This window comes from Fictibacillus sp. 7GRE50 (genome assembly GCF_015903875.1).
Lineage (GTDB): Bacteria > Bacillota > Bacilli > Bacillales > Fictibacillaceae > Fictibacillus > Fictibacillus phosphorivorans.
Genome location: NZ_JACZDW010000002.1, coordinates 253,297 through 267,601 on the forward strand (window position 1 = coordinate 253,297; position 14,305 = coordinate 267,601).

Consider the following 14,305-nt stretch of genomic DNA (forward strand, 5'->3'; position numbering starts at 1 on the left):
TCTCTCCTCACAAATGGTATACAAACAAATGCACAATAAATGTAATATGTTTGTATAATCTATGTACCACTTAAACTTTAAACTTAAACCATATTTATTAAATATTTACAATTTATTATTTAAATTATTATTTTAGTCACCAAAAAAAGTTATCTCCTTCACGAAGGAGACAACTTTTAATTTATACTGTATTGAATTTTTATCAGCTTTATTTAATGGTATAAGAGAATGTCATTGACGAAAATGCTGTAAAACCGTTCCTTTGCCACACTCTACCTTAACTTCGGCATAAGCCCCGTTCACAAAAGTAATCTGAGGCGGTACATGTCCACAATCCACATCATAGATGATTGGAATATTCAGCTCCCGAGACGTTTCTTCATATACGTCTTCCACTGTGTAATCATTAACTGGCTCATTTCCAGGACTTCGGCCAAACATAATACCAGAACAATTTTCAAACCAGCCCGCTAGCTTCATTTGAACCAGAGATCTCCTTAGATCAGTAGTGTTCATTTCACAGTTTTCTAAGTACCATAAAATGGGTTCACCATTAATCATCTGTTTATGAAAATGTGCGACATCGCCATAAGGTGTTCCAATTAGATGACGAATCGTATCAATACAGCCGCCAAGCAGACGCCCAGAAATCTTTTCATTCTTACCCGAAACCGTCTTCCACTCTGTATATTCAGTGAGATGAAACACGTATGGTGTTGGTGCGTCGTGTAGCCACTCTTTTTGATATTTATCAGAAGACTTCTGAAGAACACTATCACTTTCTCTTGTTGAGAGTACCTTTTCCCACATCGCTGTGGTTTCATCAGAGTACTCACCTCTTAAATCGACAAAATTTGTGCCATGTGCTGTGGCGATTCCTGTTTTCAAAGTGATGGGAAGGAGAAGAGTACTTGTGTCTGAATAACCTAAAATCCACTTATTCGGCAAATTCGTGAAATCAACATGTTCTAACATTTCGATTAATAGCTCTCCACCCCAAGGAGGGATGATTACATCTATCTTTGGGTCTCTTACCATCTCATTAAATTCAACAGCTCGTGTTTTTGCTGGTGCAGACTTCGCCTTATTTTGCGTCCATACCGTATCACCACAAGTTACTTCATAGCCTCTATTCTCCATTCGCAGACAGGCTTGCTTGAACATGTCATGAAGAGCCGATTGCACACCTGATGAAGGGGCAGTTACTCCGATTGATGCTTTTTCTTTTAATAATGGATATCTAATCATCTGAAATCATCCTACTTTTTGTATTTTTCTGTGTCCACTAAACTTCCACAAAGTAAGTAAGAGTTCCTTCAACCTTTCGCAATTAGAGGTGATTCCACCTTGATGATAACTTTACCTTTCGCTCTCCCTGTTTCCACGTATTTAATTGCTTTCTGTGCATCGTCAAATGAAAAGACTTTATCAATCACAGGTACGATATCTTCTTTTTCTACCAAATGAGCAATCCTTCTTAACTGTTCTCCACTCGGCTTCATAAATAGGAAATGGTAGCGGACGTTGTGTCTCTTTTCAAGCATCGTTAACTTTCTGCTCATGATAGAAAAAATCACTTTTTTGAATAAACCCATGTTGTTTTGTTCTGCAAATTCTTTATTCGGAACGGCAGAAACTGAAACAATCTTTCCACCTGGTCTCAACACTTCGAATGATTTTTCTAAAGAAGGTCCACCTAACGTATCAAAAACAGCGTCATAACCTTTAAGGACTTTCTCAAAAGCTTGTTCTTTGTAATTGATGATCTCGTCAGCTCCCAAAGACTTTACAAGATCGTATCCTTTTTCACTAGCTGTAGTGGCTACGAATGCCCCCATGGCTTTTGCAAGCTGTATAGCAAATGTACCAACCCCACCCGCACCAGCGTGGATTAAAATTTTTTGTCCTTCTTTCAATTGAATTACATCATGAAAGGCTTGCCAAGTGGTCAGGCCAACTAGCGGCAGAGAAGCACTCTCAATCAAAGAAATGTTACTTGGTGCGATTGCTACATCATCTTCGTGTACCGAAATAAATTCGGCGAATGTTCCAATTCGATCTTTTCTTGGCCTTCCATACACTTTGTCTCCCGGTTGAAACGTAGAAACTTTACTCCCTACTTGCTCGACGGTTCCTGAAAAATCATTACCGAGAATTAGTGGCATGTCATAAGATAACAGCATTTTTACTTTTCCATCTCTAATCTTAAAATCAATTGGATTAATACTTGCGGCATGTATTCTGACTAAAAGATCCTGATCACCCATTTCAGGTTTGTGCATTTCTGTTTCTTGTAATGCTACGTCCTTGCCGTAACGATCGATTGTCATTGCTTTCATTCTTTACATTAAACCTCCATCATATAGCCCATTTCATTCTGATTTTACTATTATGTACAACGAACAAGCTACTCAAAAGGAACAGCTATCATATTCATATATCGAACAAACTGTTTAGTGGAAGGAGGAAACAAACTTATGAATAATAATCCGATGAACAATCACCCATATTATCATCAACATCAGCATTCCATAGATGAATCACACTATTTAGAACGCCAAACGGAAGAAGATGAAGCAGGTCCATTTTCTCCACCGCCACAACAATTTGCCCAAAGCCAAATACCACAACCTTTTTTCACTCAAACATTCCAACCTCCTCAAATTCGTGCCCGGTTGTGCAGCTGTTTAGGAAATTGGGGACTCATAGGGCTTCGTCGCCCAGGTCAGTTTGGTCGTGATTTTTGGTTCTTCCCTGTAGCAATTCGCCAAAACAGCGTTACCGGCTATATTTGGATAGGCGGCCGCAGACAACGTGTACGATACCAATTTTCCCAGATTCGAAACTTCGTATGTTTTGGTTGATCGTGCAAACAAGATATACATTCTGAGTATAAAAGAAAAAGCCGCTCCCTCGGGAACGGCTTTCTTTGTTCACATTTCTTATAATAGATCACCAAGGATATCATCAAGAATTCCTTCGTCATCATTTTCATCGTCTTCCCAGTGGTCGTTGTCATTACGATCCAAAATGTTGTCCAGATCTAGGCTAGCATCTAAGTTTAAATCTAAAGAAGCGCTGTCTTCCTCACTCCAGCCATTCTCTTCTGCCCAAGCTTGAATTTCACTCTCTGTCATTCCTTTTGCTTCTGCCCAAGCTTGAAGATCGGACATCTCCCAATGATTTGCTTCTGCCCAAGCTGTAAATTCAGCTGAAGTTACGGTTTCATTATTTTCGATCGCAGCATTGAGCTTCGCGCTAAGATCTACAGTGGTGTTGTCATCTTGAGCAAAGGATGCAGTACCTCCACCTAATAGCAATCCCAAAGCTAGTCCTGTACTCGCAAATTTCTTCATCATGATTCATCACACTCCTGTAATTTTTTTGTCTTGCACTAAGCTAACGAAGTGGATGTCGAATCAGATCATTTTTTGTATCAATATGAGTCAAAAGACTTATGACCCTTCAAATATTTAGGTGTTAATGCTTTAAAGAGAAGCGAGTGATTAAAATTAGCAGAATTAAATCATTTTACCTGCTTGATCGTTCCGTTTCTTTTGTACAACCATTGAAATTATTCCTATAATCACTGAGATCCCGATACTAACGTATAGCCCTGGCCGGATTGTTTCTTCAAACCAAGTTCCTGTTACGGCTAAAGAAATTAATAGGATAGCAAAAATCGAAATCATCTTCACCCATAAGGATTGCTGCAACATCTTCATCGAAGACATAATGATAAACAACCAGTTGAATAGAAGTAAAATCCCAGCTGCGGTTGTAATGTATTCATAGATCTTCCCTGGGAGAAGTAGGGCTGTGATAATACTTGCTAAAAGTCCTCCTGCTCCTAAACCCATTGCAGGAAGCGGCAGTTTTTTAAATTTTATGGTTTTCGCAAACAATTTTGGAGCATCTCCATCTTCTGCAAGCGTCCTTAATAAGTTGGTCACTCCAAATAGAGCTGCCGCCATCGCTGAAAACCCTGCTACGATGATGGCTCCATTAAATACATGAGGGAAAAAACCTAGATGATACCTTTCCATCGCCGTAACAAACGGACTTTCTTTATGATCAAATGTTTCTATAGCGACAGTAGACACGGCAAGTCCAATCGAAAGGACATAGATAATGGTAAGGATAAAAAGCATGATCGTTCCCGCTTTTGAAGCTTCTTCTGTCTTTTTCAATTGCATCGCCATCATGCCGATCACTTCAATTCCGCCAAATGCATAGAACGCATAGATTAGAGAGGACCAAAATCCTTTTAACCCACCTGTAAAATAACCGTTGTACGTTCTTGGTATATCCAGATTATAGCTTTTACCGTCCACAAAACCGATTATTCCTGCGATCGCCAAAATTATAAACATCACGATAGCTGCCACTTTTATGACTGCCAGTAAATTTTCAACTTGATCGAATTTCTTCGTACCTGCTAAAACAACAATAATGGCTAACACCGCGTAGAATGCTGCAAAGATCCAAAGCGGAACATGTGGCCACCAAAATTGAGAAAGGATCGAAAGCGCAGTAAGCTGGCTCCCCATGATCAATATGCTCGAGACCCAATAATTCCAGCCACAACTAAAACCCGCCCATCTTCCATAAGCATGAGTGGCATAGTAACAAAACGAGCCTTTTTGAGGATCAGCTGCTGTCATTTTGGCTAACAACTGAAACACGATGTAAGTTCCTATAGCTGCCAATATAAAAGAAAAAACAATTGAAGGACCGGTAAGTTGGATCCCAATAGTTGATCCCAAAAAATAACCTGTCCCAATTGTACATCCTACTCCAACAAGAGAGAGCTGCCACCAAGCCATATCCTTTGCTTCTGATTGATCAAGATTTGGTTGAACCGGTCCATTACAACTAGATTTCTTCACAATAATACCCTCCTGCTTTACAAGTATTATTGTTTTACTTAAACGTTTGAATATTCATTGGCGGAAGAAAAAACAGCATTAGAAAAATTCCAAAGCTGCTTGTTTACGATAATAAAAACGATATACCTTTATACCCAAAATAAAATCCAAATCCGATCAGTGATAATCCTGATAATTTTGAAATTCCATGTAAAATGCGATCAGCCAGCATTTTCCGGAAACTGCTGGATACAACAGCCATCGCGAAATCCCATAAGAGAATGCCTGAAAATATGGCCATACTATAGAGAAGTAAACTTTCCAGCGAATACTTCGTTGCAGTTTCTGCGAGTATAGAACCGTATATTCCTAACCAAAATAAGATGGTAAGAGGATTGGTAAGAGACATTAGAAAACCAGCCAGAAAGCTCCTGCTGTTATGTACGGTGTAATCTTGCTGACTGCTCTTTCTTTCTAAAGAAGCTTTTTTGAATGTCTCGATTCCAGTGTAAAGGAGAACAAAGCTGCCAAAGAGCCAGAGAAAAGTTTTGATGAACGGAGTATTGATATAGCTAACAAGCCCCATGTACACCATGAGCATATAGAGTGCATCTGCAACGGTTGCACCTAACCCGACCATCCAAGCTTGCCAAAATCCATATTTGATTCCGCGGTCCATCTGTGCAGCGTTTACCGGACCAATGGGAGCCGCCAGAGATAGACCTAGCAGTACATATTTAAAAAATATAATCATTGAAGACCTCCACGTATAAGATGGACAACTCATGCTTGTCTTAAATCTTATTCGGAGGGAATTCTAAACAGACCTAAAATCAAATAGTGAATGGGAGATCATAGAAATGGATCATCAAATAAGTCCAAAGATTCAAGAAGCACTAGACCATGTAAAACGTGCGGATGAAGCTATGATAGAAGCTCAAGCAAACCAAACGCCCTCTTGTTTTCAAACAGCAAAATTAAGGCTCGAAACTGCTCAGCAATCCATACATGACGCAGGTGAAGGAATGTCAGATGAAGAAAAGAAACACATTCATCATGCCAAAGAATATTTGAGACATCTTCATGAAACGCAAGCTGCACTGCAGGAAACAAGGTACGATTAACGTACGAATCCCTCATGAAAAAATCATGAGGGATCTTTATGTTAGGCAAATAAATTTCGAATAAACCCTGCTTGGTTGACCGTTTCTGTTCGAACATCAACATTTAGTTTACGAATGTTATCACAATAAATATGAAGTCGTTTTGCTTTCTCTGCGTTTAGATAAGAGGCGTAGTTGTCCAGCTTATCTACTTCGCGAAGTACATCTTCCTTTGTGTCTGCTTTCTCGATCCTGCTGCAACAAGAGCTGATCTGGTCATAAACAGACATGCTAGCCACCTCCTTTATGTTTTGTTTACTAATTCCCTTCTCCCAATTTTTTAAAACTGAGACCTATGAACTGTTAAGTGATTTCACAATAATTTTCATAGTTTCTTTACTAGACTTAGCCTTTAGTATTTTAGAAGGGGGCACAACAATTTGGAAGAATTTCTATGTACAACAAGCGCACAATATCCTAAATCTTCTACTTCACTAGAAGAATGTGTAATCTGTAAAAGAAGAAAAGCAATACATTTATCCTAAGAGTCAAGAGTGGACAACATTAGATGATATGTTTTGCTCTGGTAATACAGAAATAATATTGTGAGCGAACAACCTGGCCTTTACTTTAATAATAATCGCTTCGCTTAAAGGTGAATGGTTCGTTACATAAAAAAAGGGAGAATCTCTCTCCCCTTTTTAAGTAGTAATCAAGAAATTACTGGTGGCAATGTTCGTCCAGTTTCTAGCATTGTTTTCAAGTTGCTCAAGATCGCTGGCCAGCCGTTGTTAAATCCTACGAACGTATCTTCATCCTCTACAAGATCTGCATCCTTCAAATTCTCATGACGCAGTGTCAATCGCACTGTACCGTTCATCTCCTTTAGCAGAAATGTCGCAATGGTTGGCTCTTGTCGCTCTTCTTCATCCCACTTATTGATCCAAGTAAAGGAAAGCCTCTTTTCTGGCTCACACGTTAAGATTTCTCCCCAATCAGTAACCTTACTGCCCCGTGAATACGTAATCTGTGAACCTTCTTTCCATTCTGAATCCACTCGACTGCCGAAAAAGTATTGTTCTGTTAGATCTCCATTAGTCAGAGCCTCCCACACTTTCTTAGTAGAAGTCTCTATGTAAGTAACATATACAAACTTCAGATTCTCCACATTCTCGCCCCCTTAATGAACACCTTTTTTAGAATCCCAGTTCCCTTTTGATTTTCTGATCTCTATGATCTGCCCGATATGATAGGCATTATGGATGTTTACATTAGCAAGCACAGAATACCAAGGATCGTGACGGTCTTCATGAGCAGAAATCTCAAAAAAACGATCATCTGCTTCTTTTATTACCGAGGCCCAATCCGTTAGTATAGCAAACAATTGATTTTTAGTTGTTTCCCAGTCCTGACTGTTTTCGTTCTCAAACGTCTCATCATTGCTTTCAATCTTTTGCTGAGGCGAATTTCCTTTAAACCTCTGTAAGTAGCGTTCGTTCCAGAAAATCAAGTGGTTGACGATCTCCCATATGGAGTTGCTATCTCCTGTTTTTTCTCTTGCTTGTTCAGCTGTAAGTCCTTCAAGTGCCCGATCAATGGGGACAAACCAGTTTGGTTCATTATGGTTGGCTGCCATTTGATTCAAAAAAATTGTTTTTTGATGCATAAAAAAACCTCCTTGTGCAGAACTGTTTACGAACATACATTCTGCACAAGGAGGTTAATTTCCTTTTTATTAACTTCAAATATTTTGCTTCACTTCTAATTCTGTTAACAGTACCCGACGACCTTCTTTACTCGAAATTGCCGCCGCTTGATTTATGGCGGTTAAATTTACGATGTCATCTCTTGAAATCGTCGATTTTGTACCTTTTTCAATGGCATCAACCCATTGCTCCATATTTGAAGAAATCGGATTCGGCAGCTCTGGGTTTACCCAATCCTCTGTGTTAAGGTGCTTACTTTTAATCCTTACCTCTTGTCCTTCTACCATGATTGTACCTTCCGTGCCATAAAGTTCGAGTTGATGCGGACTTCCATAAGATAGGAAACCCGTCTCGATCATACCCATAGCACCTGATTCATACTCCACCATAACGACAGCGTTATCATCTACGCCTAATTTGAATAATTCATTCAGTTTACCGATTACTGCTTTTACGTTCCCGCCTAAACGATTCGTTAAATAGATCGGGTGTGCCCCAAGATCGATCAGCGCACCTCCACCACACTCTTCTTTATGATAAAAGTACGGTGGAAGCCACCCCTTTGGATTTTCTTCCGAAGGTACAGATCCGTTATGTGCAACACGGCATCTGATGTATGTAAGATTCCCAAGGAGTCCTTTGTTTACTGCTTGTTGCGCATAGAGGTAAAAGCTTTCTGTAAGCCTTGGTAGATTGACCATGAGTTGTACGTTATTTCTATCTACTGCCTCTAAAATTTCTTCGCACTCTTTTACTGTAAAAGCGAGGACTTTTTCAGTGAAAATGTGTTTTCCATGGTTCGCAGCAGCAATAATGATCTCTTTATGACGGTTGGTAGCTGTAGTAACAATTACACCGTGGATGTTCGAATCATCTAGCACATTCTGTAGGTCCGCTTCAAACGATACCCCCAATTCTTCCGCCCACTGGGTACCCCGCTCTTTGTTTTCATCCCATACTGTTTTTATTGTGATCGATTCATTCTCCAATGCTTCTCGTGCATAATCGACAGCATGCACGTGCCATTTACTGAGTAGAGCTACATTCATTACCTTCACCACTCCTCAAGCTAGATTTACATTCATTATACATAACGAGAATTAAAAGTTTTATATTTTTGGTTATACGTCAAAGCTAGTAGAATCTTCTTGCAGAATAGGAGCATGTAAAGTGGAAGAGTTTCCGGTCGTCCATACAAATTTTTGGGATGCTATTATCGCGGTTCCGATCATCATTCTAGTGTTAATTATTTTGAAGGTCTTGTTTCCTAAACTCCGTACATGGCTAAATTCTATCGCTAATGTCTTAGGGTTATTCATATCAATAGTTTTTGCTCATCCAGGAAATCTATGGGCAGGGATATTCATGGGTGTGTTTTATGGCAATGCAGCAATCGGGGTTTATTTCTCATACCTTATTTCAATTGAAGCTTTTCGGAATCGAAATCCTGAAAAGCCTTATCGATAGGAACCGCTATACTAATTTAGTTGTTGTGCCGGTAATATCCAGTCGATTTTGAAGTTCATTGACAAACTCTGAAGAATTATCCATATAGAGCAATACCTTATTTGTTTTTTGTTTTTGTCCGAAGTAACCTCGTGCATCTACAGGCTGTTTTAATATAATTTCGTATTTCAATTCGTCACTTATTCCAAATATTATAGTTAGAATTCTAGGAAAAGCGGTAGCATGGAATACTTTCTTTTCATTTATGATACCTCCACTTTTGTTGTATTTTATTGAGGCAGGCTGTATATAGTCAATCTGGCTTAAATCGAAATATAGAGATCGTCTAGCACCAATTTTCATCACTACTTTATCTTTGGTGATACGAAATGGGGTATTTCTCAATAAGTTATAATCACCCAACATGTAAATTACACTGTAAATATGTAAAACTAGCATAATAAGAGCTATATCAGGCTCTTCTTTTTTTAGGTAAATATGAAACACGATCATCTCAATGATCTGCTCGTGGATTAATGCAAGAAATAGATAAAAATAGTTGGAGTTTTTATGAAAGAGGTAACTATCATTCTGAATCATCATACGTTTTTTGGTTCTCCATTTAAAGAAGGCATGATATAAAATGTTCCACTCCTTTTTGAAGAGTAATAATATTGGGTTCTGATCTATTTTTCCTTTCTTATACAATAGAAGTAAGTAAACAAATAAACTCTCAAATAAAATAGTGATTATGACAATTGAGATTAATAGTTGGCGATCCAAACAAACCCCTTCCTTCCTTTACCTATACTTCAATTTAATTGTAAAGGAATGGGGATTTAATAATAGGAAAAATAAGGATTTTCATACTTTCGTAACAATCTTATGGCAAATTCGTTAACTTACCTCGTATTGGGAGGAATTAAGATTGAACTTGCTACTTATAATCACACTTTATGTAACATTAAGAACGAAAAAAATGCCGCACTCGAAGAGCAATATCTTCATCTAGTGACGGCAAAAAGTTATGAGTCAAATCGTTTTATAGTACAAGATGGTTGTGTCTAATCCACCTTTTTCATTCTTAGCGAAAAAAGGTATTCGCCCAGCCTCTTGAAAACCAAACGACTGATATAGTAGATTTGACGGATCCCCTTCTCTTGTATCTAAGACAAGCAGTGACCGTCCAATTTCTTTTGCTCTTTGTTCTGCGTGAAGCAGCAGTTTTCGCCCGATTCCTTTTTGTCTGAACGCTGGGTGTGTCATCAGCTTCGCTACCTCTGCACGATGAGTGCCGTTTGGTTTTTTGCACAAGTGAAGCTGAATGGTGGCTGCGATCGCACCATCTATTTTTGCAACCCAAAACATGATGTCAGGACTCACACAGCTTTTCCAAAAATCATCAGCTTCTTGTTTTTTTAGCGGAGGCAAGAATCCGATGGAAGCTCCTTCTTCTACTACTTTTATTAATAGATCAGAAAGCTCGTCTGTACATTCGTCAACATTCCGTATCTCAACAATTTCCATTCCCTTTGCCCCTTCATCACATTGCTTTTCATTTATTTTAATACTCCTTTTCATGGAAAAGAAGGGGGATTTGTCGAAAATCGGATAAAAAATTTTATACGTGAAATTATGAGAGTTATCCGTGAAATTATTAACGCTATCCGTGAATATATGAGAAGTTACCGTGAAATTAATGGAGGTTGTTTAACTTTAGATTGATTTTATCCAGGCATTCTTGTCATATCCTCTTTTTTCCCAATACCCAACGTGCTCCTTTTGTATTAACTCAATTCGATTCAGCCATTTCACGGATTTGTATGCATACATTTTAGGTACGATTAATCGGACTGGTCCTCCGTTGTTCTGTGAAATCAGTTTACCATCGATCAACACAGCCACCATGATGTCATCCATCATCGCCTGCTCAACCGTAAGCGTATCCGTGTAGACACCATCAGCCGAATAAAACTTCACATACTTTGCTTTCTCCTTCACACCTGCTTCTTGTAACAATTTCTTAAGAGGAATTCCCTCCCATGTAACGTCATATACACTCCATCCTGTCACACAATGAAAATCGCTGACTTGCACATCACGGTGTACGTTCACAAACTGATTCCAATTCCACTTTTGTTTTCTTTCTACAAGTCCATCAATCGCTAAGCTGAAATTATCATTATTGATCTCTGGAATCTCCGTCACGGTGTAATAGCGGAATTCCCCTCTTCGTCCACCACCAACAGGAGGGGCAGACTTTGGACTTGGACTCGGCAGCGGATTTAAATTGTTTCCATCTGGTAAAGCTTGTTCACTGGGTCCTGCATTCTCAGGCAAAAATGGTTTGATCCATTTTAAGAATGAAGGCAGAAACGCTACTGCAATAATACTTCCGCTTAAAAGTTTTAAAAATGTCCGTCTTCTATAGATCGGATTCTCTTCACTAATAATCATCGGTTCTTCCTGAGGCAGATCGACAGTCTTGCCTGCAGTTAATCGTTTAAACCACTTGCTTCGCGTTATGCTGTGATACGTGGCGTAAGGAACCCCGAACCATGTTGCAGCATCATGAAAAAATAAAGATACAGAACTTACGACTGGTGGAAATTGGCGATGAAACGTAAGCTGCAGTCCGCTTATGATCAGTACCGTTACAATACTAAGTACAACATACAGGTTCACACGGTGTTCTTTCTTTTTACTTAAAGACTTTAAGTGTTTTCGCATTTTAGGTATATAAAAAAGGAGGGGCAAACAAAAAACGATGCCGATCCAGATATGGATATCTTTTATCCATACTCTGAATGTTGGAAGTGCTGAGCGGAATGAAGATGAAAATAAAACAAAGCCCGTTACACTTAAAACTAAAAAAAGGAGAGCGTTAACATGGTGCAGGCGGATTAATTTCTTACCAAAATTCATGTTCTGCTGAAATAAGCCTTTAATGTTCATTCTACCCTTCTCTCCTTCTTTAGCATGATTTATTAGATAGAATCTAAACTTATAAATGTCGTAATAGAACCTATAGAAAGAATACGAAAAAAACGAACAAATCGATCATTATATATATATTAATTCACTAATTCATAGCCTTTTCCCTCTTGTTGAATACTTGTAATTCCATTATTTTTGTCACTCCGCAGTTGCCTATGCATATATTATTCTCGAGATTATATTAGGGGGAGGCTCTGATGATGAAGCAATCAAAAAACAGCTTATTCTCACAGCATCATCCGTCACATTTTGAAAAAAAGATTGATTCGAATAACTGTGATAGCTGTATATGTGAAATATTTAGGAGACTAAACGAAGAATGTACAGATGGATGTACGGCAAATAATCAGTTTTTCTACATTCTTCCTAAAGGTCAAAATCAACCAGTCGGCGAAACACCAATTCCTTTTCGATTTCTTAGGTTTGATCCAGAAAGTTGCTGTACATTCTTTGAAATCAGAATTGAACAAAATACTGTTACATTGCAAGTCGCAGTTGACTGTCACGAGATCAGTGGAATCGTACCGCTTCAATAAAGGGGAGGAGCACTTATGCTAAAAAACTGTGGCTGTTCAAACCATTCAAAATGCAGTGGATGTGCATGTTGTGTTTTAAAGGAACTAGCAGAGAAACTTTCCACGAATTGTGATGCCAGTATGAATCCATCTATATTTCTTTTAAATAAAGGAACACGGGACCCTATTCAACTTACAGGAGAATTGCAAGAAGGCTCCACTATATTTCAACTGTTGAAGTTTGATTCGAATTCCTGCTGCGCTTACTTTTCTTATATAGACGATTTAGGAATTACACGCACTTTTATTATTGATTGCAGAAATATTAGCGTCGTCGCCATCGGACCACCAGGAGTCAACGACAATAACAACTCTATTTCATTCTAGAAAAAAAAGGAACGACATAATCCTCGTTCCTTTCTTTATATCTTCTATTGTTTAGCAATACACACTCTATTTCTGCCTGTTCTCTTTGCTTCATATAGTGCTTTGTCTGCGTCTTTAATCACCAAGCTTCCAATCGTTGTTGTTTCAGGAAAGTTAGATAATCCAACTGAAACCGTAATGTTCACTTCTGTGCCACTGTTTAAGAGGAATGCATGCTCTTCCACGGTTGTCCTAATTCTTTCCGCAATTTTTTTTGCTTGATCCAGTGAACAATCTATGAGTAAAACAGTAAATTCTTCTCCGCCGTTCCTGCTGACAATGTCCGTTGGCCGTGCGCATGATCTAAGGATCAACCCTAAATCTTTTAAAACAACATCACCTTCTGAGTGCCCATAAGTATCATTAATTTTTTTAAAGAAATCGATATCAATATACAGTAATGACAGCTTTTTCTTCTTTTCAAGATCTGCCATACAACTGTTAAATACCTCATCAAATTTTCTTACATTGTTTAGCCCAGTCAATGGATCGATCGTAGACTCTGCTTTATACTTATCAAACATCATCTGACTCTTAAATAAAATATGTAGTACTTGAAACGCTACATAACCTGAGAGAAACGACACGAACCAATACCCAGGAATTAAGTAAAGTAGCAACTGCGGGTCTTTAATCAGATAGAAAAATAAGAGGGTAGTTAATAGATTTGCAAAAGTTAGCATCGACCATTTTTTTATCTGATGACTTAAGTTCGTTCTTGCAATTATGATAGCAAACAATGTAATAGCGATCATCAACAAACCTGAAGTATAAGATGAGATGTTTATCCCAATTAAAAAACGCCCCACAATAACCAAAGCCATACCTACTAATGCCGGCACTGCTCCACCAAAATAGGCTAGTAGAATAATCGGAATATGTCGAAGATCAATCAGAGTTGTACCGATCGGAATGCTGTATTGCATGAGGATATTACTGAACAATCCCCCTGCAACTCCTGTTGTGAGCTTTTTCTTTATAGAAGAATTCATTCTAAGCGGTGGATCTCTCTTAATTTGGGTATACAGAAACAATAGTGCGACTAAGATTGCAAGATTAGCAAAAAGCTGTTTAACAATTATCATTTTTATCACCATCTAGTAAAATACCATATAATACATCCAAAAACTAACATTAATACCAACTCATTTGTTACATTTCTCTTTTTTTACCTTTAATTAAACAAATCATTCGCACGATTTACATCATCCTTATATGATTAAGTAAAAATACTCATCAATTTA

General features: G+C 38.3%; 17 protein-coding genes. 4 read left to right on the plus strand and 13 right to left on the minus strand.

The window, feature by feature from the left end; all coding sequences use genetic code 11:
- Positions 1-231 precede the first annotated feature (231 nt).
- Positions 232-1,248 (minus strand): S66 family peptidase, encoded by a 1,017-nt coding sequence (locus IHV12_RS08455; protein ID WP_197190568.1) that lies wholly within the window; start codon positions 1,246-1,248, stop codon positions 232-234.
- Between the two features lie 68 nt (positions 1,249-1,316).
- Positions 1,317-2,339, minus strand: coding sequence for an NADP-dependent oxidoreductase (locus IHV12_RS08460; protein ID WP_197190569.1), 1,023 nt, complete (start codon positions 2,337-2,339; stop codon positions 1,317-1,319).
- A 153-nt stretch (positions 2,340-2,492) separates the two neighbouring features.
- Between IHV12_RS08460 and IHV12_RS22610 the strand changes: the two genes are divergently transcribed.
- A complete protein-coding gene (locus tag IHV12_RS22610) occupies positions 2,493-2,864 on the plus strand; it encodes a hypothetical protein (RefSeq protein WP_231620692.1) in 372 nt (123 codons plus the stop codon).
- Between the two features lie 78 nt (positions 2,865-2,942).
- Here the strand turns inward: IHV12_RS22610 and IHV12_RS08470 are convergent, their stop codons facing one another.
- From IHV12_RS08470 to IHV12_RS08480, 3 genes are all read right to left on the minus strand, one after another.
- Entirely contained in the window at positions 2,943-3,359 is a 417-nt protein-coding gene (locus IHV12_RS08470) for a hypothetical protein (RefSeq protein ID WP_197190570.1), read from the minus strand.
- Between the two features lie 162 nt (positions 3,360-3,521).
- Complete coding sequence (locus IHV12_RS08475; RefSeq protein WP_197190886.1) at positions 3,522-4,826, minus strand: amino acid permease; 1,305 nt, start codon at positions 4,824-4,826, stop codon at positions 3,522-3,524.
- Positions 4,827-4,992: 166 nt separating this feature from the next.
- Entirely contained in the window at positions 4,993-5,622 is a 630-nt protein-coding gene (locus tag IHV12_RS08480; RefSeq protein ID WP_197127216.1) for a LysE family transporter, read from the minus strand.
- 106 nt (positions 5,623-5,728) lie between these two features.
- On the opposite strand from IHV12_RS08480, the gene IHV12_RS08485 reads away from it, so the two are divergent.
- Positions 5,729-5,992, plus strand: a complete 264-nt coding sequence (locus tag IHV12_RS08485) for a hypothetical protein (protein WP_197127215.1) — start codon at positions 5,729-5,731, stop codon at positions 5,990-5,992.
- A gap of 41 nt (positions 5,993-6,033) precedes the next feature.
- Here the strand turns inward: IHV12_RS08485 and IHV12_RS08490 are convergent, their stop codons facing one another.
- The 4 genes from IHV12_RS08490 to IHV12_RS08505 all read right to left on the minus strand — a co-directional run bounded on the left by IHV12_RS08490 (position 6,034) and on the right by IHV12_RS08505 (position 8,726).
- On the minus strand, positions 6,034-6,261 hold the full coding sequence (locus tag IHV12_RS08490; protein ID WP_197127214.1) for a hypothetical protein: 228 nt from the start codon (positions 6,259-6,261) through the stop codon (positions 6,034-6,036).
- Positions 6,262-6,683: 422 nt separating this feature from the next.
- Positions 6,684-7,139, minus strand: a complete 456-nt coding sequence (locus IHV12_RS08495; protein WP_197190571.1) for an SRPBCC family protein — start codon at positions 7,137-7,139, stop codon at positions 6,684-6,686.
- A gap of 12 nt (positions 7,140-7,151) precedes the next feature.
- On the minus strand, positions 7,152-7,637 hold the full coding sequence (locus IHV12_RS08500; protein ID WP_197190572.1) for a DinB family protein: 486 nt from the start codon (positions 7,635-7,637) through the stop codon (positions 7,152-7,154).
- A gap of 75 nt (positions 7,638-7,712) precedes the next feature.
- Entirely contained in the window at positions 7,713-8,726 is a 1,014-nt protein-coding gene (locus IHV12_RS08505) for a Gfo/Idh/MocA family protein (protein WP_197190573.1), read from the minus strand.
- Between the two features lie 121 nt (positions 8,727-8,847).
- On the opposite strand from IHV12_RS08505, the gene IHV12_RS08510 reads away from it, so the two are divergent.
- Positions 8,848-9,144, plus strand: a complete 297-nt coding sequence (locus IHV12_RS08510; RefSeq protein WP_197190574.1) for a hypothetical protein — start codon at positions 8,848-8,850, stop codon at positions 9,142-9,144.
- Between the two features lie 6 nt (positions 9,145-9,150).
- Here the strand turns inward: IHV12_RS08510 and IHV12_RS08515 are convergent, their stop codons facing one another.
- The 3 genes from IHV12_RS08515 to IHV12_RS08525 form a co-directional block, all read right to left on the minus strand.
- Positions 9,151-9,726 (minus strand): hypothetical protein, encoded by a 576-nt coding sequence (locus IHV12_RS08515; RefSeq protein ID WP_197190575.1) that lies wholly within the window; start codon positions 9,724-9,726, stop codon positions 9,151-9,153.
- A gap of 429 nt (positions 9,727-10,155) precedes the next feature.
- Complete coding sequence (locus tag IHV12_RS08520) at positions 10,156-10,650, minus strand: GNAT family N-acetyltransferase (protein WP_197190576.1); 495 nt, start codon at positions 10,648-10,650, stop codon at positions 10,156-10,158.
- Positions 10,651-10,839: 189 nt separating this feature from the next.
- Positions 10,840-12,078 carry a molybdopterin-dependent oxidoreductase gene (locus IHV12_RS08525; RefSeq protein ID WP_231620693.1) on the minus strand — a complete coding sequence of 413 codons (1,239 nt, stop codon included), beginning with the start codon at positions 12,076-12,078 and terminating at the stop codon, positions 10,840-10,842.
- A gap of 239 nt (positions 12,079-12,317) precedes the next feature.
- Between IHV12_RS08525 and IHV12_RS08530 the strand changes: the two genes are divergently transcribed.
- The gene (locus tag IHV12_RS08530) at positions 12,318-12,656 is read left to right on the plus strand and encodes a hypothetical protein (RefSeq protein WP_197190577.1); all 339 of its coding nucleotides are present in this window, start codon (positions 12,318-12,320) and stop codon (positions 12,654-12,656) included.
- A gap of 410 nt (positions 12,657-13,066) precedes the next feature.
- Here IHV12_RS08530 and IHV12_RS08535 read toward each other — a convergent pair whose 3' ends face one another.
- A complete protein-coding gene (locus IHV12_RS08535) occupies positions 13,067-14,146 on the minus strand; it encodes a diguanylate cyclase (protein ID WP_197190578.1) in 1,080 nt (359 codons plus the stop codon).
- Between the last annotated feature and the right edge of the window lie 159 nt (positions 14,147-14,305).

Coding starts and splice junctions, on each gene's coding strand:
- IHV12_RS08455 (WP_197190568.1), bottom strand. CDS start 1,248: ATGATTAGATATCCATTATTAAAAGAAAAAGCATCAATCGGAGTAACT.
- IHV12_RS08460 (WP_197190569.1), bottom strand. CDS start 2,339: ATGAAAGCAATGACAATCGATCGTTACGGCAAGGACGTAGCATTACAA.
- IHV12_RS22610 (WP_231620692.1), top strand. CDS start 2,493: ATGAACAATCACCCATATTATCATCAACATCAGCATTCCATAGATGAA.
- IHV12_RS08470 (WP_197190570.1), bottom strand. CDS start 3,359: ATGATGAAGAAATTTGCGAGTACAGGACTAGCTTTGGGATTGCTATTA.
- IHV12_RS08475 (WP_197190886.1), bottom strand. CDS start 4,826: ATGGCTTGGTGGCAGCTCTCTCTTGTTGGAGTAGGATGTACAATTGGG.
- IHV12_RS08480 (WP_197127216.1), bottom strand. CDS start 5,622: ATGATTATATTTTTTAAATATGTACTGCTAGGTCTATCTCTGGCGGCT.
- IHV12_RS08485 (WP_197127215.1), top strand. CDS start 5,729: ATGGATCATCAAATAAGTCCAAAGATTCAAGAAGCACTAGACCATGTA.
- IHV12_RS08490 (WP_197127214.1), bottom strand. CDS start 6,261: ATGTCTGTTTATGACCAGATCAGCTCTTGTTGCAGCAGGATCGAGAAA.
- IHV12_RS08500 (WP_197190572.1), bottom strand. CDS start 7,637: ATGCATCAAAAAACAATTTTTTTGAATCAAATGGCAGCCAACCATAAT.
- IHV12_RS08505 (WP_197190573.1), bottom strand. CDS start 8,726: ATGAATGTAGCTCTACTCAGTAAATGGCACGTGCATGCTGTCGATTAT.
- IHV12_RS08515 (WP_197190575.1), bottom strand. CDS start 9,726: ATGATGATTCAGAATGATAGTTACCTCTTTCATAAAAACTCCAACTAT.
- IHV12_RS08520 (WP_197190576.1), bottom strand. CDS start 10,650: ATGGAAATTGTTGAGATACGGAATGTTGACGAATGTACAGACGAGCTT.
- IHV12_RS08525 (WP_231620693.1), bottom strand. CDS start 12,078: ATGAACATTAAAGGCTTATTTCAGCAGAACATGAATTTTGGTAAGAAA.
- IHV12_RS08530 (WP_197190577.1), top strand. CDS start 12,318: ATGATGAAGCAATCAAAAAACAGCTTATTCTCACAGCATCATCCGTCA.
- IHV12_RS08535 (WP_197190578.1), bottom strand. CDS start 14,146: ATGATAATTGTTAAACAGCTTTTTGCTAATCTTGCAATCTTAGTCGCA.